23 protein-coding genes and 1 pseudogene are annotated in these 25,124 nt (G+C 68.1%); 14 read left to right on the top strand and 10 right to left on the bottom strand.

All coding sequences use genetic code 11. The annotated features are described in order from the left end of the window. The first annotated feature begins 12 nt into the window (after positions 1-12). Genes ACNQVK_RS13270 through ACNQVK_RS13260 form a run of 3 tightly spaced genes read left to right on the top strand, consistent with a single transcriptional unit; the run spans position 13 to position 1,384 of the window. Positions 13-483 carry a VOC family protein gene (locus tag ACNQVK_RS13270; RefSeq protein WP_418029876.1) on the top strand — a complete coding sequence of 157 codons (471 nt, stop codon included), beginning with the start codon at positions 13-15 and terminating at the stop codon, positions 481-483. Positions 484-492: 9 nt separating this feature from the next. Then, positions 493-930, top strand: a complete 438-nt coding sequence (locus tag ACNQVK_RS13265) for an HIT family protein (protein WP_418029875.1) — start codon at positions 493-495, stop codon at positions 928-930. Positions 931-940: 10 nt separating this feature from the next. Continuing rightward, a complete protein-coding gene (locus ACNQVK_RS13260; RefSeq protein WP_418034154.1) occupies positions 941-1,384 on the top strand; it encodes a nitroreductase family deazaflavin-dependent oxidoreductase in 444 nt (147 codons plus the stop codon). A gap of 9 nt (positions 1,385-1,393) precedes the next feature. Here the strand turns inward: ACNQVK_RS13260 and ACNQVK_RS13255 are convergent, their stop codons facing one another. Together ACNQVK_RS13255 and ACNQVK_RS13250 are read right to left on the bottom strand one after the other, a co-directional pair. Further along, positions 1,394-2,455 carry an LLM class flavin-dependent oxidoreductase gene (locus ACNQVK_RS13255; RefSeq protein ID WP_418029874.1) on the bottom strand — a complete coding sequence of 354 codons (1,062 nt, stop codon included), beginning with the start codon at positions 2,453-2,455 and terminating at the stop codon, positions 1,394-1,396. A gap of 16 nt (positions 2,456-2,471) precedes the next feature. Further along, positions 2,472-3,302, bottom strand: a complete 831-nt coding sequence (locus tag ACNQVK_RS13250; RefSeq protein WP_418029873.1) for a uracil-DNA glycosylase — start codon at positions 3,300-3,302, stop codon at positions 2,472-2,474. A 68-nt stretch (positions 3,303-3,370) separates the two neighbouring features. On the opposite strand from ACNQVK_RS13250, the gene ACNQVK_RS13245 reads away from it, so the two are divergent. Then, positions 3,371-4,615, top strand: coding sequence for an MFS transporter (locus tag ACNQVK_RS13245; protein WP_418029872.1), 1,245 nt, complete (start codon positions 3,371-3,373; stop codon positions 4,613-4,615). 9 nt (positions 4,616-4,624) lie between these two features. Beyond that, the gene (locus tag ACNQVK_RS13240) at positions 4,625-5,119 is read left to right on the top strand and encodes a DUF4262 domain-containing protein (RefSeq protein ID WP_418029871.1); all 495 of its coding nucleotides are present in this window, start codon (positions 4,625-4,627) and stop codon (positions 5,117-5,119) included. Here ACNQVK_RS13240 and ACNQVK_RS13235 read toward each other — a convergent pair. Further along, the gene (locus ACNQVK_RS13235) at positions 5,116-5,766 is read right to left on the bottom strand and encodes a winged helix-turn-helix transcriptional regulator (protein WP_418029870.1); all 651 of its coding nucleotides are present in this window, start codon (positions 5,764-5,766) and stop codon (positions 5,116-5,118) included. The two genes, ACNQVK_RS13240 and ACNQVK_RS13235, sit on opposite strands and share 4 nt — an antisense overlap. A 76-nt stretch (positions 5,767-5,842) precedes the next feature. On the opposite strand from ACNQVK_RS13235, the gene ACNQVK_RS13230 reads away from it, so the two are divergent. From ACNQVK_RS13230 to ACNQVK_RS13220, 3 genes are read left to right on the top strand one after another with little or no spacing between them, the layout of a single operon-like run. After that, positions 5,843-6,532: a maleylpyruvate isomerase family mycothiol-dependent enzyme gene (locus ACNQVK_RS13230; protein ID WP_418029869.1), complete on the top strand. Its 690-nt coding sequence runs from the start codon at positions 5,843-5,845 to the stop codon at positions 6,530-6,532. A 12-nt stretch (positions 6,533-6,544) separates the two neighbouring features. Beyond that, positions 6,545-7,033, top strand: coding sequence for a DUF3237 domain-containing protein (locus ACNQVK_RS13225; RefSeq protein WP_418029868.1), 489 nt, complete (start codon positions 6,545-6,547; stop codon positions 7,031-7,033). A gap of 21 nt (positions 7,034-7,054) precedes the next feature. Beyond that, entirely contained in the window at positions 7,055-8,410 is a 1,356-nt protein-coding gene (locus ACNQVK_RS13220) for an FAD-binding oxidoreductase (RefSeq protein ID WP_418029867.1), read from the top strand. 3 nt (positions 8,411-8,413) lie between these two features. Here ACNQVK_RS13220 and ACNQVK_RS13215 read toward each other — a convergent pair whose 3' ends face one another. After that, positions 8,414-9,286, bottom strand: coding sequence for a rhomboid family intramembrane serine protease (locus tag ACNQVK_RS13215; protein WP_418029866.1), 873 nt, complete (start codon positions 9,284-9,286; stop codon positions 8,414-8,416). Between the two features lie 93 nt (positions 9,287-9,379). Between ACNQVK_RS13215 and ACNQVK_RS13210 the strand changes: the two genes are divergently transcribed. From ACNQVK_RS13210 to ACNQVK_RS13200, 3 genes are read left to right on the top strand one after another with little or no spacing between them, the layout of a single operon-like run. Beyond that, positions 9,380-10,618, top strand: a complete 1,239-nt coding sequence (locus tag ACNQVK_RS13210; protein ID WP_418029865.1) for a cytochrome P450 — start codon at positions 9,380-9,382, stop codon at positions 10,616-10,618. Further along, positions 10,618-11,208 carry a TetR/AcrR family transcriptional regulator gene (locus ACNQVK_RS13205; protein ID WP_418029864.1) on the top strand — a complete coding sequence of 197 codons (591 nt, stop codon included), beginning with the start codon at positions 10,618-10,620 and terminating at the stop codon, positions 11,206-11,208. Before ACNQVK_RS13210 ends, ACNQVK_RS13205 begins: the two co-directional genes overlap by 1 nt. 45 nt (positions 11,209-11,253) lie before the next feature. Beyond that, complete coding sequence (locus ACNQVK_RS13200) at positions 11,254-12,090, top strand: DUF5995 family protein (RefSeq protein WP_409549059.1); 837 nt, start codon at positions 11,254-11,256, stop codon at positions 12,088-12,090. Between the two features lie 10 nt (positions 12,091-12,100). On the opposite strand, the gene ACNQVK_RS13195 is transcribed toward ACNQVK_RS13200, so the two are convergent. Genes ACNQVK_RS13195 through ACNQVK_RS13185 form a run of 3 tightly spaced genes read right to left on the bottom strand, consistent with a single transcriptional unit; the run spans position 12,101 to position 15,789 of the window. Then, positions 12,101-12,811, bottom strand: coding sequence for a siderophore-interacting protein (locus ACNQVK_RS13195; RefSeq protein ID WP_418029863.1), 711 nt, complete (start codon positions 12,809-12,811; stop codon positions 12,101-12,103). A gap of 51 nt (positions 12,812-12,862) precedes the next feature. After that, on the bottom strand, positions 12,863-14,023 hold the full coding sequence (locus ACNQVK_RS13190) for an acyltransferase family protein (protein WP_418029862.1): 1,161 nt from the start codon (positions 14,021-14,023) through the stop codon (positions 12,863-12,865). Then, complete coding sequence (locus tag ACNQVK_RS13185; RefSeq protein WP_409549056.1) at positions 14,020-15,789, bottom strand: DEAD/DEAH box helicase; 1,770 nt, start codon at positions 15,787-15,789, stop codon at positions 14,020-14,022. The genes ACNQVK_RS13190 and ACNQVK_RS13185 overlap by 4 nt, the downstream gene beginning before the upstream one ends. Before the next feature lie 111 nt (positions 15,790-15,900). Here ACNQVK_RS13185 and ACNQVK_RS13180 point away from each other — a divergent pair, with 111 nt between their 5' ends. From ACNQVK_RS13180 to ACNQVK_RS13170, 3 genes are read left to right on the top strand one after another with little or no spacing between them, the layout of a single operon-like run. After that, complete coding sequence (locus ACNQVK_RS13180) at positions 15,901-16,437, top strand: LppP/LprE family lipoprotein (protein ID WP_409549151.1); 537 nt, start codon at positions 15,901-15,903, stop codon at positions 16,435-16,437. Between the two features lie 39 nt (positions 16,438-16,476). Continuing rightward, positions 16,477-19,902: a TM0106 family RecB-like putative nuclease gene (locus ACNQVK_RS13175; protein ID WP_418029861.1), complete on the top strand. Its 3,426-nt coding sequence runs from the start codon at positions 16,477-16,479 to the stop codon at positions 19,900-19,902. Beyond that, entirely contained in the window at positions 19,895-21,259 is a 1,365-nt protein-coding gene (locus ACNQVK_RS13170; RefSeq protein ID WP_418029860.1) for an FAD-binding oxidoreductase, read from the top strand. Before ACNQVK_RS13175 ends, ACNQVK_RS13170 begins: the two co-directional genes overlap by 8 nt. On the opposite strand, the gene ACNQVK_RS13165 is transcribed toward ACNQVK_RS13170, so the two are convergent. The 3 genes and pseudogenes from ACNQVK_RS13165 to ACNQVK_RS13155 all read right to left on the bottom strand — a co-directional run bounded on the left by ACNQVK_RS13165 (position 21,222) and on the right by ACNQVK_RS13155 (position 25,072). Further along, positions 21,222-22,940: a DHA2 family efflux MFS transporter permease subunit gene (locus ACNQVK_RS13165; protein ID WP_418029859.1), complete on the bottom strand. Its 1,719-nt coding sequence runs from the start codon at positions 22,938-22,940 to the stop codon at positions 21,222-21,224. The genes ACNQVK_RS13170 and ACNQVK_RS13165 overlap by 38 nt on opposite strands. A gap of 78 nt (positions 22,941-23,018) precedes the next feature. After that, a pseudogene (locus tag ACNQVK_RS13160) lies at positions 23,019-24,104 on the bottom strand (Bcr/CflA family efflux MFS transporter); the annotation flags it as partial. Then, the gene (locus ACNQVK_RS13155) at positions 24,101-25,072 is read right to left on the bottom strand and encodes an IS481 family transposase (protein WP_043988055.1); all 972 of its coding nucleotides are present in this window, start codon (positions 25,070-25,072) and stop codon (positions 24,101-24,103) included. The gene ACNQVK_RS13155 and the pseudogene ACNQVK_RS13160, both read right to left, overlap by 4 nt. Between the last annotated feature and the right edge of the window lie 52 nt (positions 25,073-25,124).

Genomic DNA, 25,124 nt, shown 5'->3' with positions numbered 1-25,124 from the left:
AAACTGGTCGGCATGAGTGTCACACCCATTCCGGAGGGCTACACCAGCCTGACCCCGTTCATCTGCGTCGACGGCGCCGCCGAGGCGATCACGTTCTACCGCAACGTATTCGGCGCTGAAGTCATCGAGCGGATGGACGGACCCGACGGCACCGTCGCGCATGCGGAACTTGACTTCGGTACCGGCCGGCTACAACTAGGTGACCCGCAGGAGGCCTATCAGATCGCCGCCCCCACGCCGGGAGCAGCCGCCACACATTCGATCGGGTTGTACTGCCCGGATGTCGATGAAGTGGTGACCCGGGCTGAGCAGGCGGGTGCGACGATCCGCGAGCCCGCGCAGACCTTCGTCACGGGCGACCGGTTCGCCTCCATCCTCGACCCGTTCGGCCAGCGCTGGACCGTGATGACGCGCGTCGAGGACTTCACGCCGCAGGAGCGCGAACGCCGCGTCGCCGAATGGGCGGCCACCGCCGGGGGTTAACGTGGCGGCATGTCTTGCGTGTTCTGCGCCATCGTCGCCGGGGAAGCCCCGGCCATCCGTATCTACGAGGATGACGACTACCTGGGCATTCTCGACATCAGGCCATTCACCCGGGGACACACCCTGGTGATCCCGAAGCGGCACACCGTCGACCTGACGGATACGCCGCCGGAGACCGTGGCCACGATGGCAGGCATCGGCCAGCGCATCGCGCGTGCAGCCCGGCTGTCCGGGCTGCACGCCGACGGGAACAACATCGTGATCAACGACGGCAAGGCCGCGTTCCAGAGCGTGTTCCACATCCATCTGCACGTGGTGCCACGCCGCTCCGGTGACAAGTTGTCGTTCGCCAAGGGCATGATGCTGCGCCGTGACCCGGACCGCGAGGAGTCGGGACGGCTCCTACGTGCGGCGTTGGCGCAGCTCGACGAATCCGCGCAGGATTGAGCGCATGAGCATGCCCTGGTGGGAGCGCTATATCGGCCTCCCGATGTTGATGTTGCACGACAAGATCTACAAAGCCACGGACGGCCGGATCGGGCACACGATCCCGGGTGGCCCGCCGACGCTGATCCTGCATACCGTCGGTGCCAAAACCGGCCAGCAGCGCGCGAATTCGCTGGCCTACGCAAAAGACGGCGCCGACTACCTCGTGGTGGCATCCAAGGGCGGCGAGCCCACGTCACCGGGCTGGTATCACAACCTGAAGGCCAAGCCGCAGGTCGAGATCAACGTCGGCCCCAAGCGATTCGGCGTCACGGCCAAGCCGGTGCTGCCCGGAGATCCCGACTACCCACGGCTGTGGGACATCGTGAACGACATGAAGGGCAACAAGAACCGCTACATCGGCTACCAGAAGCGGACGACGCGCCCGATTCCGGTGGTCGTGCTGACGCCCTAGCAGTCAGACCTAGAACAGCTCTTTGGCGAGCAGTTCCAGCGTGGTGTCGCGCGCCGTCGCGGTGGCCGGATCGGCACCGCGGCGGGCCGAGCCCACCGGGTTGACCATGACCTCGTCGACGTCGAATTCTTCGGCCAGGGCCCGGACCTGATCGGCCGCCTCGGTGGGCGAGCCGACCACCGCACGGGCCAGCCCGGAGGCCACCACGGCCTGGGCCTGCGGAGAGAGGGTGCCCGACTGTGCCACGGCCTCGGCATCCTCGACCAGGTCGAGGGCACCTAACGGCTGGCCGGTGCGCAGCCGGCCCATCATCTGCAGTTGCGGCAGGATCAATGCCTTGGCCTCTTCGGTGGTCTCGGCCACCGAGGCGTTGACCGTCAGGAAGGTGACGGGCTCTGTTGCCAGATCACTGGGCTGGAACTCGTCGCGGTAGACGGCCAGCGCCTCGGCGGTGCCGTGCCCCGAGAAGTGATGGGCGAACACATACGGCAATCCCTTGGCCGCCGCCAGGTGCGCCGAGTACATCGACGAGCCGAGCAGCCACATCCGTGGCTCGCTGAGCGCGGCCGGCGTCGCCTTGAGCACATAGTTCTCGCGCATCAGATCCCGAGGCAACGGCACCCGCACGCCGCGCGCACTCATCAGCGCCACGACGTCGTCGAGGTACTGCGGGAACGCCTCGATATCGCGATCATCGCGGCCGGCGGCGCCGCGCAGCGCCAGCGAGGTGACCGGATCGGAACCCGGCGCCCGGCCGATGCCGAGGTCGATGCGACCCGGATTGGCCGCCTCCAGCAGCGCGAACTGCTCGGCCACCGCCAGGGGTGCATGGTTGGGCAACATCACCCCGCCCGAGCCCAGCCGCAGCTGCGTGGTGTGCGCGGCCAGATGGGCGATCAGCACCGGCGGGCTGGTGGCAGCCACCGCGGGCATGTTGTGGTGCTCGGCCAGCCAGTAGCGCGTGTATCCGAGCCGGTCAGCGGTCTGCGCCAGGTGAGTCGTTGCTGTCAGGGCATCGGCAGTGGACTGATCGGTACGCACCGGGACGAGGTCGAGGACAGAAAGCCGCATGACAGCGTCAACGTCATCAGCCGGCGGGTTCGTTCCCGAGACGCCGGGCGGTGACGAAGAGGTCGTCGAGCATGGCCTCGGTGAGCCGGCCGGTGAAGGTGTTCTGCTGGCTGGGGTGGAAGCAGCCGAGCAACGTGACCGGGCCGAACTCCGAGGTCAGCGCCACCGTCGCACCGTGGCCGAACTTGGGCGCGGGTTTGATGGTCGAGCCGAGCAGCTCCAGGGCCGCCCGCCACGCGAAACCGCCCAGCGCGATGACCACCCGCACCGACGGCCCGACCAGTCGCCATTCGGCCTGCAGCCACGGCGCACAGGTGGCCCGCTCGGCCGGGGTGGGCGCGTTGGCCGGCGGTGCGCAGCGCACCGCGGCGGCCATGCGGGTGTCGATCAGCTGCATGCCATCGGCGGCATCGACGCACACCGCCTGGTTGGCCAGACCGGCCCGGTGCAGCGCGGCGAACAGGAAATCCCCGGACCGGTCCCCGGTGAACACCCGCCCGGTGCGGTTGGCGCCGTGGGCGGCCGGGGCTAGCCCGACGATGAAGATGCTGGGCGCCTCCGCACCGAAACCGGGGGCCGGCCTGCCCCAGTATGGTTGATCGGCAAAGGATTTCCGTTTGGCGACGGCCACCTCTTCGCGCCATTTGACCAGCCGGGGGCAGGCCCGGCACACCGAGACCAGCGCGTCCAACTCCGAAACCGTGGACACCCGGGCAGCCAGTCGCCGCACCTGCGCGGGGGTCTTGGCCACCGGCGTCGTCGCATCCGCCGGATCGCCGGGCCAGCCCGAACCGGGCGGTACCGGGGAGTCGAATAGATCTCCGGTCCTCGGATGGGGCAGCTCCATCACCTAACTGTGCCCCAAAATCCGTCGCGTACACCCGGGGCGCGCTGTTAGATTCGCCGCGATACCCCATGACGAACACCAAGCGCGGCCCACTGCTGCTGATCCTGTTCGCCGCGTTGATGGCCGGCGCCGGCAACGGCATCACGATTGTCGCATTCCCGTGGCTGGTGTTGCAGCGCAACGGATCCGCGCTCGACGCGTCGATCGTCGCGATGGCCGGGACCCTGCCGCTGCTGGTGGCCACCCTGATCGCCGGGGCCGCCGTCGACTATCTGGGCCGCCGACGGGTCTCGATGATCTCCGATCTGCTCTCGGCACTCTCGGTCGCGGCAGTCCCGACGCTGGCCCTGATATTCGGGGTGGACGCGGTCAACGTCGCGGTGCTGGCGGCCCTGGCCGCGCTCGGCGCATTCTTCGACCCGGCCGGGATGACCGCGCGGGAGACCATGTTGCCCGAGGCCGCCGGCCGGGCCGGCTGGACCCTGGACCACGCCAACAGCGTGTACGAGGCGGTGTTCAACCTGGCTTACATCGTCGGCCCGGGCATCGGCGGCCTGCTGATCGCCACCCTCGGCGGGATCAACACCATGTGGGTGACCGCCGGGGCGTTCTGCTGCTCGATCCTGGCCATCTCGGTGCTGCGACTGGAGGGCGCGGGTACCCCGGACCGCTCGATGCTGACCGAAGGCGTGCTCGCGGGCATCGTCGAAGGGCTGCGATTCGTCTGGCACACACCGGTATTGCGCACGCTGGCCATTGTCGACCTGGTGGCCACCGGCCTCTACATGCCGATGGAATCGGTCCTCTTTCCGAAGTACTTCACCGACCGCAACGAGCCCACCGAACTGGGCTGGGTGCTGATGGCGTTGAGCATCGGCGGGCTGCTGGGCGCACTCGGCTACGCGGTGCTGTCGAAGTACATGAGCCGACGGGCCACCATGCTGACCGCGGTGATCACGCTCGGTGTGGCGATGACGGTGATCGCCTTCCTGCCGCCGCTCCCGCTGATCCTGGTGCTGTGCGCGATCGTCGGGTTCGTCTACGGGCCGATCGCACCCATCTACAACTACGTCATGCAGACCACGGCCCCGCAGCACCTGCGGGGCCGGGTGGTCGGGGTGATGGGTTCACTGGCCTACGCCGCGGGCCCGCTCGGGCTGATCCTGGCCGGGCCGCTGGCCGACGCAGCCGGGCTGCACGCGACGTTCCTGGCGCTGTCCCTGCCGATGCTGCTGCTCGGCTTGGTCGCGGTGTTCTTGACGGCGCTGCGCGAGCTGGACCGGCCGCCACGAGCGGAACATGGTTCGACGTAACCTTTTCGGGTGAGCGACGCCCCCGAGGACCGCGACAGCCGTATCTCCGCGAACGTGGCCGATCACGGCTGGCACGTGATGGGTGTCGGCGCCGGGGGCGAGGCCCCTGCCGACTGGGCGTACTCGATCGGCCTGTGGCATACCCTGCGCAGTCCGGAGGTCTGCCTGTTCGGCCTACGGATCGAGACGATGATGACGATCGTCAACGTCGCGGGACAGGAAGTCCGCGACGACCGCCCGCTGGAATCCGGCCAGGTGCGTGACGACATCCTCGACGACTACTCGGTGGCCGTCCGGGAGGTCCACCCCAGTTGGTACCGGGACTTCTTCGGTGCCGGGATCGACTTCCATCAAGCATGGTTTCCGGTCGTACAGATGTTCTGGCCCGACCGGGACGGCAGGTTCCCCTGGCACGAGCAGGTGCAGGAATACTGCCGGGCCAGCCAGCCGCTTTTGTGGATCCCGAAAGAAGAGACCAGCGGACCGTGGGCTGAGCTCGACTAGCTCCTGATCCGCGGTGGGGCAAAGACTTTCGCCAACTGCCTGACCGCGGCGGGATCTCCGTCGATCACCAGGCTGCCATCGGCTACCAGGGCGGGCACCTGCGCCGGGTCCATTGCCGCACCCAACACCTCGGCCTCGCCCGTGAGTGTCACGTCGGGCGCCGCCCCGTCCTCACACGCGTCGATGCGGTCCGGCCCGATCTCGACGGTCGCCTGCCCCTCGGGCGTCACCAGACAGACGGTGACCGGCGGCCCGTCACGGTCCGCACTGACGAAGGCACGCACCGCGCGGATCAGCCACTCGGGACGCACCGCGTCCCCGGGTGCGCGGGTCTCGATCAGATGCCGGCCCCACCGGGAGTAGGAGTTGATCACGTCCTCCAGCGCCCTGCCGTCGTCGGTGAGCTCGTACACCGCGGTGGATGCGGGCTTGGGCAACATCCGCTTGCGCACCAGCCCGTTCGCCTCCAGGTCGCGCAGCCGGCCGGCCAGCATGTCGGTGGAGATCGGGGCCAGCGAGCTCAGCAGATCCCCGTACCGCAGCGGACCTTCCAGCAGGTCCCTGACCACCAGCAGGGTCCAGCGATCCCCGACCATGTCGAGGCTCTTCGCCAGTGCGCAGTGCTGCCCGTAGGACCGTGACGCCATACGCCCAGAATAGCTCAACTTGGTATTTCCAATTTAATACTTGTTTTTTCCAAGTTGATGGGCCTACCGTGACGACATGACCCTCGACCATCTGCTCACCGCCGCCACCGACGAGGCCCTGGCCTTCGCCGACCTGCTCGAAAGCCTCGACGCGGACCAGCGCCGCTCCCCCACCCCATGCGTGGGCTGGACCATCGACGACCTGGCCGACCACGTGGCCGTCGTCTGTTTCCGCGACGCCGAGGCCTACCACCGCGCACGGGCCCAAATCGCCACGCCGCCAGGAGAACTCACCCTGGCCAACCCCGACCTACCGGCGGCCATCCGGCTGGCCGTCGGACATCTGCGGGCCGCGTTCGACCAGGCGCCCGGTCAGTGGCCGGTGATACCGGCACCGTTCGGCGACTTCCCGGTGGCCGCCGCGCTGCGCTCGCTGATCCTGGAATTCGGGGTACACCTCGACGATCTGAAGGTGGCCACCGGCGACCGCCACTCGACGTTCTCCCCCGCCACCATCGAAGCGATCCTCGGGTTCGGCGAGTTGTTCCTGTTGCGCCAGGCCCAGCCGCTGGAGAGCGGACCCGTCACCCTGCGACTGACCGCGCCGTCGAAGTCCATCGCGATCACCTGGACGGGGAAGAACTGGGTCCAGGGCGCCGGCGCCGACGAGCACCGCGTCGAAGGCTCCGACGACGCGATCGCCCGGCTCATGCTGCGCCGGGGCGAAGCCGACGACCTGGTTGGCGCAGCAATTCGTCCGCTTTAGGAGGGAACCGAAATGACAACACTGACAACACCTCTCGTCGATATCGACGCCACCCCGTCCCTCGACCATCTGCTCGACATCCGCATCGCCTTCGAATCGGTACATGTCTTTGCCACCCCGTTGGGCACTCGCATGACCTATGTCGTCAAGCAGGGCCGGTGCGTCGGGCCGCGTATCGCGGCCGACGTCCTGCCCGGCGGAGGAGATTGGGTCCTGCTCGGCACCGACGGGGTGGCACGCCTGGATGTGCGCGCCACCCTGCGCACCGACGACGGCGCCATCATCTACCTGACCAACACCGGCCGGGTCCAGATGGACAAGGCGACCGCTGACCGGTTCACCGCCGGAGAGCTGATCCGCCACGACGAGATGACCGCGAGGTCCAGTCCGCTCTTCGAGACCGGTGACGAGCGCTACCGGTGGCTGAACGCCGTCCACACCGTTGCCATCAACCAGGTATCGCTCAGCGAGGTGCACTACCGGGTATTCGCCGTCGGCTGAACCCGCTCGTAGGATCGCGGTGTGCTGTCAGAGCTGATCGCCGAACTGCCCGAAGGTGTCGTCGTCACCGACGCCGACATCCTGGCCTCCTACCGCCAGGACCGGGCCGCCGATCCGGCCGCGGGCACACCGCTGGCGGTGGTCCGGCCCACCCGCACCGAGGAGGTGCAGGCAGTGCTGCGCTGGGCCAGCGCGCACCGGGTGGCGGTCGTGCCGCGCGGCGCGGGGACCGGGTTGTCCGGCGGTGCGACGGCGCTCGACGGCGGCATCGTGTTGTCCACCGAAAAGATGCGCGACATCACCGTCGACCCGGTCACCCGCACCGCCGTAGTACAGCCCGGCCTGCTCAACGCAGAGGTCAAGAAAGCCGTTGCCGCACAGGGGCTCTGGTACCCACCCGATCCCTCATCCTTTGAGATCTGCAGTATCGGCGGCAATGTGGCCACCAACGCGGGCGGGCTGTGCTGCGTCAAGTACGGCGTGACCACCGATTACATCCTGGGCCTGCAGGTGGTGCTGGCCGACGGCACCGCGGTGCGCCTTGGCGGCCCGAGGTTGAAAGACGTTGCGGGCCTGAGCCTGACCAAGCTGTTCGTCGGCAGCGAGGGCACCCTGGGCGTGGTCACCGAGGCGACGCTGCGGCTGCTGCCGCCACAACACGCCCCGTGCACCGTGGTGGCCACGTTCGATTCGGTGGAAGCCGCATCGAACTCCGTCGTGAAGATCACCGGAAAGATCCGGCCGTCGATGCTGGAGTTCATGGACTCGGTGGCGATCAACGCGGTCGAGGACAAGCTCAAGATGGGGCTGGACCGCAACGCCGCGGCGATGATGGTGGCGGCCTCCGACGATCGAGGCGCCGCGGGCGCCGACGACGCCGAGTTCATGGCTCAGGTATTCACCGAATGCGGTGCCACCGAGGTGTTTTCCACCTCCGACCCGGACGAGGGCGAGGCGTTCGTGGCGGCGCGCCGATTCGCCATCCCGGCCGTGGAGGCCAAGGGGTCACTGCTCCTGGAAGACGTCGGGGTGCCGCTGCCCGCGCTGGCCGAACTGGTCAGCGGGGTGGCGGCGATCGCGGCCCATCGGGATCTGCTGATCTCGGTGATCGCCCATGCCGGCGACGGCAACACCCACCCGCTGATCGTGTTCGATCCGGCCGACGCCGACATGGCCGCGCGGGCCCAGCTGGCCTTCGGCGAGATCATGGACCTTGCGGTGGGACTGGGCGGCACGATCACCGGTGAGCACGGTGTGGGCCGGCTCAAGCAGCCGTGGCTGGCCGGCCAGATCGGCCCGGACGCAGTGGAACTCAATCACCGGATCAAGCGGGCACTGGACCCGCAGAACATCCTCAATCCGGGCGCGGCGATCTAGGCCTCAGGCCATGCCGAAGCCGGCAAGCAGACTGCTTGTGCGCCAGGCGATCAACGCGGCGAACAGCACCAGCACCGCCACCGATACCCCCGCCTGAATCGCGTTGCGGCGCTCGCGCGGGGCGTATACGAAGGCCGCGGCGATCAACGCACCGGTGACCAGGCCGCCGATGTGGCCCTGCCAGCTGATCGCTCCGGTCCCGAGCGCGGGTCCGGCGAAGGTGAACACCAGGTTGATGATGACGACGGCAGCAATCGAGCGGACATCGAGGTTGAGCTTGCGGGCGACCACGAAGATCGCGCCGAACAGGCCGAAGATCGCCCCGGAAGCCCCGGCCGTCGCACTGTTCAGCGGGGACAGCAGGTACACCAGCACCGAGCCGCCGAGCCCGCTCAGCGCATACAACGTCCCGAACCGCAGCCGGCCCAGCCACTGTTCCAGCGGCGGCCCCACCACGTAGAGCGCCCACATGTTGAACAGCAGGTGCATGGCGCCGTAGTGCAGGAACATCGAGGTCACCAGGCGGTAGTACTCGTCGTGCGCGGCGACGCCGGGCGGCCACAGCGTGAGTTCCTGCTCCAGGTTCTTCGACGTCATCTGCAGCACGAACATCAGCACGTTCACCGCGATGAGCGAGTAGGTCAGGATCGGGGCGCCCGTGCGCACCTTCCCGCCGAACTGGGTGCGCGGTGCCTGAATCGACTTGGCTCCCTCGTTGACGCAGTCCACGCACTGATGGCCCACGGCCGCCGAGCGCATGCACTCCGGGCAGACGGGACGCCGGCAGCGCGTGCAGTGCACGTAGGTGGGACGGTCCGGATGCCGGTAACAGGTCGGCGTCTGGGCAGGTAACTGCGGCGCGTCAGGGGTGCTCATCACGCCCGAGCCTAATGCGGGCCACCGGACGGCGACGACGGCCCGGCCAACCGACTATTGACACAAATCTGCTCAATGTCGTACGAATAAGACATGGCAGCGACTTTGTCTCACAGCCCCGCCCGGTTCGTCCCCGCAGATGCCGATACCTGGCCCAACCCGTGGCCCATGTACGCCGCGTTGCGCGACCACGACCCGGTGCACCACGTGGTGCCCGACGAGCACCCCGAGCAGGACTACTACGTGCTGTCCCGGCACGCCGACATCTGGGCCGCGGCCCGTGACCACGGCACCTTCTCCTCGGCACAGGGCCTGACGGTCACCTACGGCGAGCTGGACATGATCGGCCTGGCCGACAATCCGCCGTTCGTCATGCAGGACCCCCCGGTACACACCGAGTTCCGCAAGCTGGTCTCCCGCGGGTTCACCCCGCGTCAGGTTGAAGCCGTCGAGCCGAAGGTTCGGGACTTCGTCGTCGAGCGCCTCGAGGGGTTGCGCTCGAACGGCGGAGGCGACATCGCGGCCGAGCTGTTCAAGCCACTGCCCTCGATGGTCGTCGCGCACTATCTCGGGGTGCCCGAGGAAGACCGGGACCAGTTCGACGGCTGGACCGATGCGATCGTCGCGGCCAACAGCTCGGCCGGCGGCATCACCGCGGCCATGGGGACTGCCGGCGCCGCCGTGGCCTCGATGATGGCCTACTTCTCGGAGCTCATCGAACGGCGCCGCAGCGAACCCGGCGACGACACCATCTCGCACCTGGTGGCCGCAGGCGTCGGAGCCGACGGCGACATCGCCGGCGTGCTGTCGATCCTGGCCTTCACCTTCACCATGGTCACCGGCGGCAACGACACCACCACCGGAATGCTCGGCGGCGCAGTGCAGCTCCTGCAGCAGCGGCCCGATCAACGCAAGCTCCTGATCGACGATCCCGAGTTGATCCCGGAGGCGATCGACGAATTCCTGCGCCTGACCTCCCCGGTCCAGGGCCTGGCCCGCACCACCACGCGCGAGGTCACCGTCGGTGACACCACCATCCCGGCCGGACGCAAGACTCTGCTGCTGTACGGCTCGGGCAATCGTGACGAGCGCGAATTCGGCACCGATGCAGCCGAACTCGACGTGCGGCGCGCCCCGCGCAACATCCTGACCTTCAGCCACGGCGCGCATTTCTGCCTCGGCGCGGCCGCCGCCCGGATGCAGTCCCGGGTCGCGCTGACCGAACTGCTCTCGCGTTACCCCGATTTCGAGGTCGACCTGGACTCGGTGACATGGGCCGGCGGCAGCTACGTGCGACGGCCCTTGTCGGTGCCGTTCCGGGCTGGCACCTGATGCCCCGCGACTGGCTGTCGGCCCGGCGGTCCGAAGTTGCCGCCGACCACATCCTCGACGCCGCTGACGCCCTGTTCACCCGGCAGGACGCGGCGACCGTCGGCATGCACGAGATCGCGACGGCCGCCGGCTGTTCCCGTGCCACGCTGTACCGCTACTTCGAGAATCGGGACGCGCTCTACACCGCCTACGTGCACCGCGAGGCGCGCCGGTTGTACGAAGAGGTCAGCGAGCAGGTGGCCGCGGTGAAGGATCCGGCGCAGCGACTGATCGAAGGTGTGATCACCGCCCTGCACGCGGTCCGCGACAGCCCGGCCCTGTCGTCGTGGTTCGCCACCGCGCAGCGACCGATCGGCGGCGAGATGGCCGAACACTCCGAGGTGATCCGGGCGCTGGTCGAGGGCTTCGTCGGTTCACTCGCCGGCGGAGCAACGCAAGCCGACGATGAGGTGGGCCGGCGAGCGAGGTGGTTGGTGCGCGTCATGGTGTCGCTGCTGGTCTTCCCCGGCGGCGACGAGACCGACGAACGCACGATGCTCGCCGAGTTCGTCGCCCCTCTGGTCATCCCGGCACAACTACCGGTGGAGTAGCCGATTGCCGGGCGGAACAGGCCCACCTGCCCCATACTTTCGAGTATGGCCAGTCACCCGACGCCACTGCCGCCGATACCGCCGGTCACCAGCATTGCCGAGGTCGTCTCGGCCACCGACACGGTCACCGACTGGGCGGTGGAAAACTCAAGTCGGCTGGGCTATTTCGCAGCCCTGTACAAACGGATTACCATCGCGGTCGGTGTCGCGGTCGAGGACGGGGCATTCGAGGACGGCCCGCGGATGGACCGGCTCGACGCAGCGTTCGCGCAGCGCTACTTCGATGCGCTGAACGGGTACTTCCACCCCGACCGGTACTCGAAGCCCACCCGGTCGTGGCGGGCCACCTTCCAGTGGGCCGACAAGCCCGAGCCGATCCTGGTGCAGCACATGCTCGCCGGGGTCACCGCCCACATCGTCCTGGACCTCGGCATCGCGGTACAGGGTCTCGTCGGCCCGGGCCAACTGCCCTCGCTGCACAAGGATTTCGACACCATCAACGCGGTGCTGGCGAGCCAGATCGGCGGGGTGGTCAACGACATAAACGAACTCTCCCCGGCGCTGGCCGATATCTATGCTGTGCTCCAACAGCATCAGATCTTCGTCCTCAACGAGGCGATCCGCTCGCTGCGCGACAGCGCCTGGCGATTCGCCACGGTGCTGGCCCTTGAGCCCGGATTCGCGCGGCCGGCGACGATCTGGGCGCGAGACCTACAGGTGAGCCAGCAGGCGCAGGCCGCGTTCGATCCGCCCAGCCTGGTCGGCGCATTCGATCTGGCGATCAAAGAGATCGCGGCGCGCGAGAGTCGCGATGTGGCACACAACGTCCAAGTGCTCGACGAGATCGCGGCGACGCCCGCCCCGATTCAGACCGCGCTGTGATCCGGGTGGCTCAGGCCACCCAGTACGCCTGCGCCTTGATGGATCTGCGCGGGATCCCGTACTCCTCGCGGAAGACCCGCGCCACGGCCCGGGTGGTGCGGTTGTTGCAGGCGACCCAGCCGAAGTGGTCGGAGGCGTCGAAAGCCGATGCGCTGAGAGTCTCCAGCAGATCCTCGTCGAATCGGTCCACCCAGATGATCTCCGCGCCGCCGTTGACCGGTAGCTCGCGGTCGTCGTCGTGCCCCGCCTCCAGGAAGACCCAGGCGGGGGCATCCCCGATCGCGTCCAGCAGCGAGTTGATGGCTGGAAGCGACGCGGTGTCGCCGACGATCAGGTAGCCGGCCGGCGTGGGTTCGGGCAGCGTGAAGTTGCTGCCGAGGACCGTCACGTCCAGCACGTCGCCGGGCTGGGCCGCCCGCGCCCAGCGGGTGGCGATGCCGTCGTGCATGGCGAAATCGATGTCCACGGTTCCGGCCTCGGGATCAGCATTGACCAGCGTGTAGCCGCGCTGATGGGCCTTGCCCTCGTCAGGGAACCAGCCCCGCACCCACATCGTGGGGTGCACCCGCTGTTCGGCGAGCAACCGCTCGGCACTGAAATGCAGCCTGAGGTAGTTCGGTGTGAGTTCGGTACGGCCCGACACCGTCAGCTCGTAATCACCGCCCCGGCAGAGTTTGACCAGGGCTCCTTCCAGCCCGCGCGACGCCTTCTGCTCACCCATACGTACCTCCCGTGACCATCTTCGTTAGGTAAGCATACCCTAACTAAATGCTCAGGAGCGGACGCGCGTGAACCGGTGCAGCAGCCAGGCCGCCGGGATGGTGAACACCATCGTGAGCACGAACAGGTTGAGCATCGACCCCGTGTAGACCGGATCGCGCATCACCTCGACCATCACCAGTTCCATGATCATCAGGTGGATCAGGAAGATCTCGTAGGAGATCTCGCCGAGGAAGACCATCGGCCGGGACGCGAGAAAGCGGTTGTACCAACCGCGGTCACCGAGCGCGGGCGGCGCCACCAGCAATGCGGCGATCACCGCGTAGAAGAACGTCTTCACCAACGCCTCGCTCAGCTTGGCGGGCGACGTCGTCGGCTCACCCGCGAGCGGCGTCGACGCGATGAAGTAGCACACCACGGCCAACGGCACACACACCATCCCGTAACCGCGCACCTTGAGCTGCCCCAGCACGGTCAGCGCCATCCCTGCCACGAACCAGGCCATGTAGGTGGGCAGCCAAAGCCGGGCACCGTCAGGAAGATTCGTGGAATCGTGCACGATCCACAGCCACAGCGGTGACACCGCGGCCAGCATGGCCAGCCCGAAGAACAACAACCCCGGCCGCCAGCGTCGCCGGCACAGCACCACCAGCAGCAGATAGGCGATCAGCGGCAGGACCACGTAGAACGCCGCCTCCACCGCCAGGCTCCACATCTGGGTCAACCCCTGATGCAGAAAGGAGAACAGGTAGTCGTCGGTGTAGATCTGGGTCAGGGTCAGGTTGCGGAACAGGCCGATCCAGGTGTGGCCGGGGTTCGGACCCGCGGTGCGAAAGTGGTAGAGCAAGTAGGCGAGCAGCACCGTCACCACATAGGCCGGCATGATGCGTCGCACCCGGTGCCAGGCGTACCGGCGCACCGACGGCGCACGTCCCTCCGTCGCGGCGGCCTTCACCCAGGGCCGGAACAACAGGAAACCACTGAGCACAAAGAAGATCGGTACACCGATCTCGGCGCGTGAATACACCAGCCCGAGGTAGCCCTGCCCGTATTTACCGGTGGTGTAGGCCGCATGCGTCAGTACCACCAGGATGGCGGCCACCGCGCGGATCCCGGTCAGTGACGCAACCCGAGTCGACGCGGAAACTGGTGCGTCTATCGACTCAAGGCCACCCTGATCCGACGGCCCCGTCACGCTCCTGGAGACCGTCACTTGGTCTTCCGGTGCGGCTTCCCCGAGCGGTCTTTGTTCTCGGATCGGCCCTTGTACTCCGAACGGCCCTTGTATTCGCGGCGCGGCCCGCGGTCACCCCGGTCGGCGCGCTCGCCGTACTCCCGCTCCAGATTGATGAGCATGCCCGAGATCCGGGTGTTCTCCAGGGCTTTGAGCGTCTTGCTCGGCAGCTTCTCCGGCAGCTCCACCAGCGAGTAGTCGCCGCGAATGGTGATGTGGCCGAACTCGTTGCGGTGCAGTCCGCCCTCGTTGGCAATGGCGCCGACGATGTGGCCGGGCCCCACCTTGTGCCGCTTGCCCACCGAGATCCGGTACGTCGCCAAGCCCTCGCGCGGCGGGCGCTCCTTGCGCGCGGGCCGCTCGCCCCGATCGTCACGGTCGCGCTCGCGGCGCTTCTCCGGCGGCGGTTCCGTCATCAGGAACTCTTCGCCGTTGCGCGACTGCAACGCCAATGCCGCGGCGATATCGACCATCGGCACGTCGTTCTCGCGCTCGTAGTCCTCGATGATCCGGCGGAACAACTCCAGGCCCGGACCATTGAGCGAATCGGTGATGGAGTCACGGAACTTGGACACGCGCTGCGCGTTGACATCGTCGACGCTGGGCAGCTCGGCCTCGATGACCTTCGACCGGGTGTGCTTCTCGATCGACTTGAGCAGGTGGCGTTCGCGCGGGGTGACGAACAGCAGCGCATGCCCCGAGCGTCCGGCCCGGCCGGTGCGGCCGATGCGGTGCACGTACGACTCGGTGTCGTGCGGGATGTCGTAGTTGACGACATGCGAGATGCGTTCGACGTCCAGACCGCGCGCGGCGACGTCGGTGGCGATCAGGATGTCGATCGTGCCGTCCTTGAGCGCGGTGATCGTGCGCTCACGCTGGGCCTGGTTGATGTCACCGTTGATGGCCGCAGCCGCGAAACCGCGGGCCTTGAGCCGCTCGGCGACCTCCTCGGTGGCCTGCTTGGTGCGGACGAACACGATCATCGCGTCGCCCTCTTCGACCTCGAGCACCCGCGTCAGCGCGTCCAGCTTGCGCGCGCCGGCCACCTGGATGAACCGCTGCGTGATGTTCTCGGCGGTGGCGGTCTTGGCCTTGACCGTGACCTCGACCGGATCGTGCAGGTACTTGGTGGTGATCTTGCGGATGGCCGGCGGCATGGTGGCCGAGAACAGCGCCACCTGCTTGTACTCCGGGGTGTCGGCGAGGATCCGCTCGACCTCTTCGGCGAAGCCCATGGTGAGCATCTCGTCGGCCTCGTCGAGCACCAGGTAGTCCAGGTTCGACAGATCCAGCGTGCCGCGCTCGAGGTGATCGATCACGCGACCCGGGGTGCCCACCACCACCTGCGCTCCGCGCCGGAGGCCCGACAGCTGAACGGTGTAGGACGCCCCGCCGTAGATGGGCAGCACGTTGATCGCGGGCAGATGCGCGCCGTAGCGGCCGAATGCCTCGGCGACCTGCAATGCCAGCTCACGAGTCGGTGCCAGCACCAGCGCCTGGGTGTTGCGGCTGGTGGTGTCGATCTTGGACAGGATCGGGATGGCGAAGGCCGCGGTCTTGCCGGTACCGGTCTGGGCCAGCCCGACCACATCCGAGCCCGCGAGCATGGCCGGAATGGTCGCGGCCTGAATTGCCGACGGCGACTCGTAGCCGACATCAGTCACTGCCTTCAACACCGCAGGGTCAATCTGCAGGTCGGCAAACGTTGGGGCGGTATCCCCCGAATCCGGGTCTGGCGAGGTCATCGGTTCAGAAGTCTAGTGCCAATCGAAGGGAATCCCGGCCGCGCGCCTGCACAAACCCGCCACGGGGGCGCGGTAGGTTGCCCAACTGTGAATCGGGTCGCAGTGTTCGCCATGGCCCCCGGGGTCGTTGTGACGACCGTGCTCACGCTCTCGGGGTGCGGATCGGGCGATTCCACCGTCTCCAAAACCCCCGACGCCGGACCCGGTCCGGCCCCGACGTCGGTGTCCACCCCTGCGGCGAAGGCTGCCCCGGCGCCGGCGCCACCACAGGCCGATCCCTGCGCGGTGAACCTGGCCGCCCCCGAGATCTCCAAGGCCGTCTCGGAGTTGCCCCGGGACCCACGCAGCAATCAGTCCTGGAGCCCTGAGCCGCTGGCGGGCAACTACAACGAGTGCGCGCAACTGTCGGCGGTGATCGTGCGGGCCAACACCAACTCCGAACACCCCAACACCCGAGCCGTGCTCTTCCACCTGGGCAAGTTCATCCCGACCGGCGTGCCGGACACCTATGGCTTCAACGGCATCGACAAGACGGCCAGCACCGGCGACACCGTGGCACTGCAGTACTCCGGCGGACTCCACGGACTGGCCAGCACGGTGAAGTTCCGCTGGAACGGCGGCGGTGTGGAATTGATGGGCAACATCTAGGTTCGCCTCCATGTCCGTGCCCTGACCTACAGTGGCAGCGTGTTCGTCACCGACGACGGCGCGTCGGGTCCGACGGTCATCTACAGCGCCTCGGATCTGGCCGCGGCCGCCCGCTGTGAGTACGCCCTGCTACGTTCGTTCGACGCGCAGCTCGGTCGTGGCCCGGCGCTGTCGTCCGACGACGAATTGCTGGCTCGCACCGCACAACTCGGCGGCGACCACGAGCAGCGCCATCTCGAGGACCTGCGCGCCGACTCTGAGGTGACGGTGATCGGCCGGCCCACCTACACGGCGGCCGGGCTGACGACCGCGGCCGAAGCCACCCTGGAAGCCGTGCGACGCCGCGACCCGGCGATCTATCAGGCCGCGATGTTCGACGGACGGTTCGCCGGGTTCGCCGATTTCCTGATCTGGGACGGGAAGCGCTACCGCCTGCGGGACACCAAACTGTCCCGCTCGGTGAAGGTGGAGGCGCTGCTCCAGCTGGCCGCCTACGCCGATGTGCTGTCGGCCGCCGGGGTGCCGGTCGCCGATGAGGTCGACCTGGTCCTCGGCGACGGCGCGATGTCCAGCTACCGCGTCGACGAACTGCTGGCGGTGTACCGGCCGCGGCGTACCGCGCTACAGGCACTGCTCGACGGTCATCTGGACAGCGGCACCGCAGTGCGCTGGTCCGACGACACGGTGCGGGCGTGTTTCGGCTGCAGCGAATGCGAGCAGCAGATCCGCGCCACCGACGATCTGTTCCTGGTGGCCGGGATTCGGGCCGGTCAGCGCGCCCGGCTCATCGAGGCCGGTGTCACCACCACCCATCAGTTGGCCGGCCACACCGATGCGGTGCCGGGGTTGGCCCAGCGCAACCTGACCGCGCTGCGGGGGCAGGCCCGCCTGCAGGTGGCACCGCACCCAGACGGCAAGCCGCCATACGAAGTCGTCGACCCGCAACCGCTGATGCTGCTTCCGGATCCGGACAAGGGCGACCTGTTCTTCGACTACGAGGGCGACCCGTTGTGGACGGCCAACGGCCAGGACTGGGGACTGGAATACCTGTGGGGCGTCCTGGGCGCCGAGGGGAACTTCCAGCCGTTGTGGGCGCACGACCGGGCCAGCGAACGCCAGGTGCTCATCGATTTCCTGGACCTGGTCCGCAAGCGGCGCAAGCGTTTTCCCAAGATGCACATCTACCACTACGCGCCCTATGAACGCAGCACCCTGCTGCGGCTGGCGGGCCGCTACGGGGTGGGCGAGAACGATGTCGACGACCTGCTGCGCAACGGTATCCTCGTCGACCTGCTTCCGTTGGTACGCAAGAGTATTCGCGTCGGCACCGAGAACTACAGCATCAAGTCGCTGGAACCGCTCTACATGGGTAACGAACTGCGCGACGGTGAGGTCACCAAGGCCACCGATTCGATCACCGAATACGCACGCTACTGCGCACTGCGCGACGCCGGTCACCACGACGAGGCCGCCACCGTGCTCAAGGAGATCGAGGACTACAACCGCTACGACTGCCGGTCCACCCACCGGCTGCGGGACTGGCTGATCAATCGGGCATTCGAAGCCGAGGTGCCGCCGCGCGGCCCGCAACCGGTGCGCGACGGAGCGCCGATCGAGAAGGCCGACGCCGTCGACCGCAAGCTGCTGCGCTTCGCCGGCGACGGAGTGGAACCCCGAACGGCCGAGCAGCAGGCGGCGGCGCTCATCGCCGCGGCGCGCGGCTTCCACAAACGCGAGGACAAACCCTTCTGGTGGGGCCATTTCGACCGGCTCAACAATCCGGTCGACGAATGGGCCGACAGCACAGGCGTTTTCGTCGCCGAGAAGGCGCAGGTCGTCACCGACTGGCACACCCCGCCACGGGCCCGCAAACCGCAGCGGCAGGTGCTGCTGACCGGCGCCATCGACGCCGGGGAGCTGGGTACCGAGGTCTACGCGCTGTACACGCCGCCGGCGCCGGCAGGCCTGTCCGACGACCCGGACCGTCGTGGCTTCGGCAGCGCCGCGGTCATCGGCTGCGACAATCCGGAAGCACCGACCGAGGTGCTGATCACCGAACGCCAGCCCAAGGACGGTGACACCTTCGCCCAGGTGCCGTTCGCGCTGACCCCGGGCCCGCCGATCAACACCCGGCCCCTGCAGGTGTCCATCGACAGCACGGCCACCACCGTCTCCGCCGGTCTGCCGACCCTGCCCGCAGACGCGGTGACCGATGTGCTGCTGCGGCGCCCGCCGCGCACCGTCAGCGGCCGGCCGCTGCCCCGCGGCGGCGGGACTGCCGCCGACATCACGGCGGCGCTGCTGGATCTGGATTGCTCGTACATCGCGGTGCACGGGCCGCCCGGCACCGGCAAGACCCACACCTCGGCGCAGATCATCGCCGGCCTGGTCAACGAACACCGTTGGCGCATCGGCATCGTCGCGCAGTCACACGCGGTGATCGAACACCTGCTGGATCAGGTGCTCGACGCAGGCGTTCCCGCCGAACAGGTCGCCAAGAAACGCAAGGGCGCCGACCCGCGGTGGACTGAGATCGGCGAGAACGCCTATGCCTCGTTCATCGCGGATCATCCAGGATGCGTGATCGGCGGCACCGCGTGGGATTTCGCGAACGAGGCCCGGGTCCCACGCCTTTGCCTCGACCTGCTGGTGATCGAAGAGGCCGGTCAGTTCAACCTGGCCAACACCATCGCGGTGGCCCCCGCTGCGCGCAATCTGCTGCTGCTGGGTGATCCGCAGCAGTTGCCCCAGGTCTGCCAGGGCACCCACCCGGCGCCGGTCGACGATTCGGCATTGGGCTGGCTGGTCGAGGGCGCGCACACGCTGCCGGCCGAGCGCGGCTACTTCCTGGACTGCTCGTTCCGGATGCATCCGGCGGTGTGCGGCCCGGTCTCGCGACTGTCCTATGACGGCCGCCTGCAGTCACACGAAAAGGTCAGTGCCGCACGCACACTCGACGGTATCGAACCCGGAGTTCGGGTACTCGAGGTCGCCCACCTGGGCAATTCGACCGACAGTCCCGAAGAGGCCGACGCGATCGTTGCGGCCATCACCGGGCTGATGGACACCACCTGGACCGACGAGCACGGCAGCACGCCGCTGGGGCAGGACCACTTCCTGGTGGTGACGCCCTACAACGCCCAGGTGACCACGGTGCGACGAGCTCTGGACGCGGCGGGCCTGACCGAGGTGCAGGCCGGCACGGTGGACAAGTTCCAGGGCAGGCAGGCGCCCGTGGTGTTCGTGTCGATGACGGCCTCCTCGGCCGCCGATGTGCCCCGCGGGATCGGGTTCCTGCTGAACCGCAACCGGCTCAACGTGGCGATCAGCCGGGCCAAGTACGTCGCGTACATCGTGCGCTCACCCCAGCTCACCGACTATCTGCCAGCTCAGCCGGACAGCCTGATCGCGCTCGGCGCATTCCTGGCCCTGACCGATCCTGTGATACACCCAACCGGTGACTGAAACGCTTACCGAAACACTTGCCGGGATTGTCGGTGCCGGGTACGTCACCACCGACCCCGACGTGTTGGACGGCCGCTGCGTCGACCACACCGGGCGTTACCGCGGGCAGGCGACAGCGCTGGTCCGCCCCGGCAACGCCGACGAAGTGGCGGCGGTGTTGCGGGCCTGCCGCGACGCGGGCGCGTGTGTCACGGTGCAGGGCGGCCGGACCTCGTTGGTGGCCGGGACGGTGCCGGAGAACGACGACATCCTGCTGTCCACCGAGCGACTCACCGGGATCGGTGCCATCGACACCGTCGAGCGCCGGGTCACCGTCGGTGCCGGGACTCCCCTGGCCGCCGTGCAGCGGGCCGCGTCCGCCGCCGGTCTGGTCTTCGGCGTCGACCTGGCCGCGCGCGAATCGGCAACGGTCGGCGGGATGGCCTCCACCAACGCCGGGGGTCTGCGCACGGTGCGCTACGGCAACATGGGCGAGCAGGTGCTGGGTCTGGACATCGCACTACCGGACGGGTCGGTGGTGCACCGGCACAGCCAGGTCCGCCGCGACAACACCGGCTACGATCTGGCCTCCCTGTTCGTCGGCGCCGAGGGCACGCTCGGCGTGATCACGACGCTGGACCTCCGGCTGCACCCCACGCCCACCCACCGGGTCACCGCGATCTGCGGTTTCGCCGACCTGGATGCACTCGTCGGCGCGGGCCGGATCTTCCGTGACCTCGAGGGCATCGCCGCGCTGGAGTTGGTCGACGCCCGGGCCAGTGCGCTGACCGCCGAGCACCTCGGCGTGGCCGCCCCGGTCGACGGCGCCTGGCAGTTGCTGATCGAATTGGCCGGCGACACCGACCAGACCGAACGTCTGGCCGACGCGCTGGAAGGCGCCGACCTGTGCGGCGAGCCCGCCGTCGGCATCGACACAACCGCGCAGCAGCGGTTGTGGCAGGTCCGCGAGTCGGTGGCCGAGGTGCTCGGATTGTTCGGCCCGCCACTGAAATTCGACGTCTCCCTGCCGCTGTCGGCGATCCGGGGTTTCGCCGACGCATCGGCCGAGTTGATCGCCGGCCATGCGCCAGAAGCGATCCCGGTGCTGTTCGGGCACATCGGCGAGGGCAATCTGCACCTGAATGTGCTGCGCTGTTCCACCGATTCCGAACCCGGGCTGTACGCCGCGATGATGACGCTGATCGCCGACTGCGGCGGCAACGTCAGCTCTGAACACGGCGTCGGCTCACGTAAACGCGACTATGTGGCGATGTCACGAACCGAGGCCGACATCGCGGCCATGCGCACCGTCAAGGCCGCGTTCGATCCGGGCGGATATCTCAATCCCGCTGTGCTGTTCCATCGCGCTCGGCCATGAACTCGGCGTAGATGTTCTCCCACTTGTCGGGGTCCACGGCTTCAGGGAGGGCCACCGGCAGTGCGCGGAATTGGTCGGTGATCGCGTCCGGATCACCGTCATGGCTCACGGTGAACTCGATGTAGTCGTCGTCATCGTCGTCACGGGGATCCAGGTAGGGCTCGGGGTTCGCGTCCCGCCCGGGCGCCGCCGCGAAGGTCGATTCATTGCCGAAACCGAGCAGGAACAGGGCAGCCACCACGCCGAACAACGCGACGAACGCGGGCAGCAGCATGGACTGCGACATCGCCGCGGCAAACGGCACGTGCAGGAACTCGGGCAGTTCGGCGGCCGCACCCTCCCCGCGGGGCGCCGCATTTGCCGCCCCCGGCAGTTCGGCGCCGATGCGCGACGTCATGTACGCCGCGATCCCGGCGCTGCCCAGCACCGACCCGACCTGGCGCGTGGCGTTGTACACGCCGGACCCGGCCCCGGCCAGGTCCGGCGGCAGGTTGCGCGTCGCGGTCGCCGCCAGCGGAGACCAGATGAATGCCATGCCGATGCCCATGACCAGCTGCGGCAGCAGCAGCCGCCAGATCGGGGTCGTCGGGGTCATCTCCATGGCCAGCCAGGTCAGCCCGATCGCCATGGCCGAGAAGCCGAAGCCGATCACCGGCGTCGGATGCGCCCGGTCGATGATGCGGCCCACCACCGGCGCCAGCACACCGCTGGCGATCGCGGTCGGCGCGGTCAGCAGGGCCGAGCGGATCGGCGACAGCCCGCACACGGTCTGGGCGTAGAACATCAACGGCAGGATCATCGCGGTCACCGCGAACCCGATCGTCGCAACGCCCACGTTGGCCAGGCTGAAGTCGCGGTCCTTGAAGATCCGCAGCGGGATGAGCGGCTCGGCGGTGTTCACCGCCTGCCAGCACACGAACGCCACCATCATCGCGATGCCGACCGCACCGGTGGCCCACACCCACGGCGCCCAGTCCCGCGACTGCCCCTCCTGCAGCGCGAACACGATCAGGAACATGCCGACGCCGGACAACACCACGCCCAGTACGTCGAACCGGTGCGGCTGGGTGGGTAGCACCGGGACCAGCCAGACCGCCAGCGCCAGACCCAGGACCCCGATCGGCACGTTGACGAAGAAGATCCACTGCCAGCCCAGTCCCCCGACCAGCACGCCGCCGGCCAGCGGCCCGACCAGGGTGGCCACCCCGGCGGTCGCACCCCACACGCTCATCGCCACCCCGCGTCGCTCGGGCGGGAAGATGCGGGTGATCGTCGACAACGTCTGCGGCGTCAACAAGGCCGCACCGATGCCCTGCACCACGCGTGCGGCGATCAGAATGTCGATGCTGCCGGCCAGGCCACACCACAGCGAAGCCGCGGTGAAAACGGCCAGGCCGGCCAGATAGAGGTTCTTGGGCCCGTACACATCGCCGAGCCGGCCGGCGACCAGCAGCGGCACCGCATACGCGAGCAGGTAGGCGCTGGTCACCCAGATCACGCCGTCGTAGTCGGCGCCCAGGGCCTCCATGATCGTCGGATTGGCGACCGCCACGATCGTCGCGTCGACCAGGATCATGAAGAAGCCGACCATCATGGCCCACAGCGCGTTCCACGGATTCTCCGGACGCGCGGACACATTGCCCTGCGGGCTCGGGGTGCGGGCGTTCAGCGCTGGAGACATGTCGATGTGGTGGGTTGGGCCTCGGGTCCGACCTGGTTGGGTTGTTGGCGGGCCCAGCCGACGCTACCCGGGCGTGGGTCAGGCCGGCTCGACAACCGCCTCCGGAGCGGCGTCGAGCGTGTCGCCCGTGTATTCGCCGGGCTCCTCGTCACCGTTACGCCTACCCACCAGCAGGAGCGCCGCCAAGGCGATCGCCATGCCAGCCGTCATCACCCACGACAACGCCGGCGCGCCGTTGCCCAGGGCCCCGATCGCCGGTGCCACCGCGGCGCCGAGCCCGAACTGAGCCGCGCCCAGCAGCGCGGCCGCCGTTCCGGCAGCGTCGGGATGACGCGACAGCGCGACCGCCGGGGCATTGGGAAGGACCAGGCCCATCCCCGCCAGGATCGCCAGCACCGGCACCAAGAACGCGGACAGCCCGCCCACGTGCGCGATGGTCAATGCGACGAACACCGCACCGGCCAGCGTCGACCAGCTCAGCGCCGCCACCGTGATGGCCTGCGGCGAGAACCGGCGCAGCAGCACGACGTTGAACTGTGTGGAGCCGATCAGCGCGACGGCGCCCGCGGCGAACACCAGCGCGAACGCCTGCTGGTCCAGGCCGTAGTGGCCCTGAAGGACGAACGGCGCGGCCGAGATGTAGGCGAACAGCCCCGACATGCCCAGCGCGGCCACCAGGACCAGGATCACAAACCGCGAGTCACGCAGAAGCTCGATGTAGGTGCCGATGATGCCGCCCACCGCCAGCGGGCGCCGGTGCGAAACCGGCAGCGTCTCGGGCAGGGCGAGCGCGGCCATCACCAGCAGACCGCCGGCCACCACCACCAGCGCGACGAACACCCAGTGCCACGACCCGTGCAACAGCACCGCCGCGCCCAACGACGGAGCCAGCACCGGGGCCACCCCGAGCACCAGCATCAACCGCGACATCACCGTCGCCGCCGCCGTGCCGCTGAACAGGTCACCGACCACGGCGATGGCCACCACCGAGGCGGCCGCCGCACCCATGCCCTGCAGTCCGCGCGCCAGCCCGAGAACCGCGATGTCGGGCGCCAGCACACACAGCACCGAGGCCACCATGTGCAGCACGATGCCCCACATCAACGGGCGCCTGCGGCCCAGCGAGTCCGACAGCGGGCCGACGATCAGCTGCCCGAGCGCTAGGTGTTCTTCACGGGTAGGTTGTGAACGCGTAGGCGCTCGATTGGTGTCATTCCGCCGATGCCGGTGTGGGGTCGGTGGTGATTGTAGTGATGCAGCCAGTGCTGGTAGGTTCCGGCGCGTTCGGCCTCAGAGCGGTAGGTCTGCGCATAGGCCCATTCGGTGGTCAGGGTGCGGTTGAATCGCTCGACTTTGCCGTTGGTCTGTGGCCGGTAGGGCCGGGTCCTCTTGTGGGTGATGTCGGGGCCGAGCGCTTCAGCGAAATTCTTTGACCGGTAACAGGATCCATTGTCGGTCAACACTCGTTTGACGGTGATGCCGTGGTCGGCGAAGAACGCGTTGGCGCGTTTCCAGAATCCCGCGGCGGTTTCTTTGCGTTCGTCGGTGAGGTCCTCGGAGTAGGCCAGCCGGGAGTGGTCATCAACGGCGTGGTGCAAGAACGTGTATCCCATGCCGCAGCGGTTGCGCCGGCCGGCTTGGCGACCCAGCTTGCGATGGCCGCCCCCGTCGGGGATGCGGCCCAGTTTCTTGACGTCGACATGGACCAAGTCGCCGGGAGCCGGGTGCTCATAGCGGCGGGGTTTGGGCCGGCGTACCGGTAACCCGGTGTTTTGGTCCAGGTGCCGCAGCAATGGCATCCGGTAGCGGCGCAGCACCGCCTCAACGGTCGAGCGTGGCAGGTGCAGGTAAGCGGCGATGCGATGTGGGCCCCAGCGCCGGGTGAAGCGCAGGTTGACGATGCGCCGCTCACGTCGTTTCGGCAACCGCAACGGACTGCGATGCGGCCGGCTGGGCCGGTCTACCATCGCTGCTTCGCCACCGTCGCGATAACGGTCGGCCCATTTCTTGGCTGTGGCCACCGAACATTGGAACCGCTCAGCCGCGCGCCGCAAACTCCAGCCCTGATCAACAACCGCCTGCGCAAGCCGCAACCGCCCACGAGGAGTCAACGAAGCATTAGCGTGGACCATGAGGACCTCTCGGTAATCGGATGTGCGTATTTGGTAACCACACCGATACCGG

The sequence above is a fragment of the Mycobacterium sp. 134 genome, from assembly GCF_048282715.1.
GTDB classification, from domain to species: Bacteria; Actinomycetota; Actinomycetes; order Mycobacteriales; family Mycobacteriaceae; genus Mycobacterium; species Mycobacterium septicum.
This window is presented reverse-complemented; position numbering and strand designations above follow the sequence as displayed.

Excerpts from the sequence above, each read along its gene's own strand:
- ACNQVK_RS13270 (WP_418029876.1), top strand. The coding sequence starts at position 13 with ATGAGTGTCACACCCATTCCGGAGGGCTACACCAGCCTGACCCCGTTC.
- ACNQVK_RS13265 (WP_418029875.1), top strand. The coding sequence starts at position 493 with ATGTCTTGCGTGTTCTGCGCCATCGTCGCCGGGGAAGCCCCGGCCATC.
- ACNQVK_RS13260 (WP_418034154.1), top strand. The coding sequence starts at position 941 with ATGCCCTGGTGGGAGCGCTATATCGGCCTCCCGATGTTGATGTTGCAC.
- ACNQVK_RS13255 (WP_418029874.1), bottom strand. The coding sequence starts at position 2,455 with ATGCGGCTTTCTGTCCTCGACCTCGTCCCGGTGCGTACCGATCAGTCC.
- ACNQVK_RS13250 (WP_418029873.1), bottom strand. The coding sequence starts at position 3,302 with ATGGAGCTGCCCCATCCGAGGACCGGAGATCTATTCGACTCCCCGGTA.
- ACNQVK_RS13245 (WP_418029872.1), top strand. The coding sequence starts at position 3,371 with ATGACGAACACCAAGCGCGGCCCACTGCTGCTGATCCTGTTCGCCGCG.
- ACNQVK_RS13235 (WP_418029870.1), bottom strand. The coding sequence starts at position 5,766 with ATGGCGTCACGGTCCTACGGGCAGCACTGCGCACTGGCGAAGAGCCTC.
- ACNQVK_RS13230 (WP_418029869.1), top strand. The coding sequence starts at position 5,843 with ATGACCCTCGACCATCTGCTCACCGCCGCCACCGACGAGGCCCTGGCC.
- ACNQVK_RS13225 (WP_418029868.1), top strand. The coding sequence starts at position 6,545 with ATGACAACACTGACAACACCTCTCGTCGATATCGACGCCACCCCGTCC.
- ACNQVK_RS13215 (WP_418029866.1), bottom strand. The coding sequence starts at position 9,286 with ATGAGCACCCCTGACGCGCCGCAGTTACCTGCCCAGACGCCGACCTGT.
- ACNQVK_RS13210 (WP_418029865.1), top strand. The coding sequence starts at position 9,380 with ATGGCAGCGACTTTGTCTCACAGCCCCGCCCGGTTCGTCCCCGCAGAT.
- ACNQVK_RS13205 (WP_418029864.1), top strand. The coding sequence starts at position 10,618 with ATGCCCCGCGACTGGCTGTCGGCCCGGCGGTCCGAAGTTGCCGCCGAC.
- ACNQVK_RS13200 (WP_409549059.1), top strand. The coding sequence starts at position 11,254 with ATGGCCAGTCACCCGACGCCACTGCCGCCGATACCGCCGGTCACCAGC.
- ACNQVK_RS13195 (WP_418029863.1), bottom strand. The coding sequence starts at position 12,811 with ATGGGTGAGCAGAAGGCGTCGCGCGGGCTGGAAGGAGCCCTGGTCAAA.
- ACNQVK_RS13185 (WP_409549056.1), bottom strand. The coding sequence starts at position 15,789 with ATGACCTCGCCAGACCCGGATTCGGGGGATACCGCCCCAACGTTTGCC.
- ACNQVK_RS13180 (WP_409549151.1), top strand. The coding sequence starts at position 15,901 with ATGGCCCCCGGGGTCGTTGTGACGACCGTGCTCACGCTCTCGGGGTGC.
- ACNQVK_RS13165 (WP_418029859.1), bottom strand. The coding sequence starts at position 22,940 with ATGTCTCCAGCGCTGAACGCCCGCACCCCGAGCCCGCAGGGCAATGTG.
- ACNQVK_RS13155 (WP_043988055.1), bottom strand. The coding sequence starts at position 25,072 with ATGGTCCACGCTAATGCTTCGTTGACTCCTCGTGGGCGGTTGCGGCTT.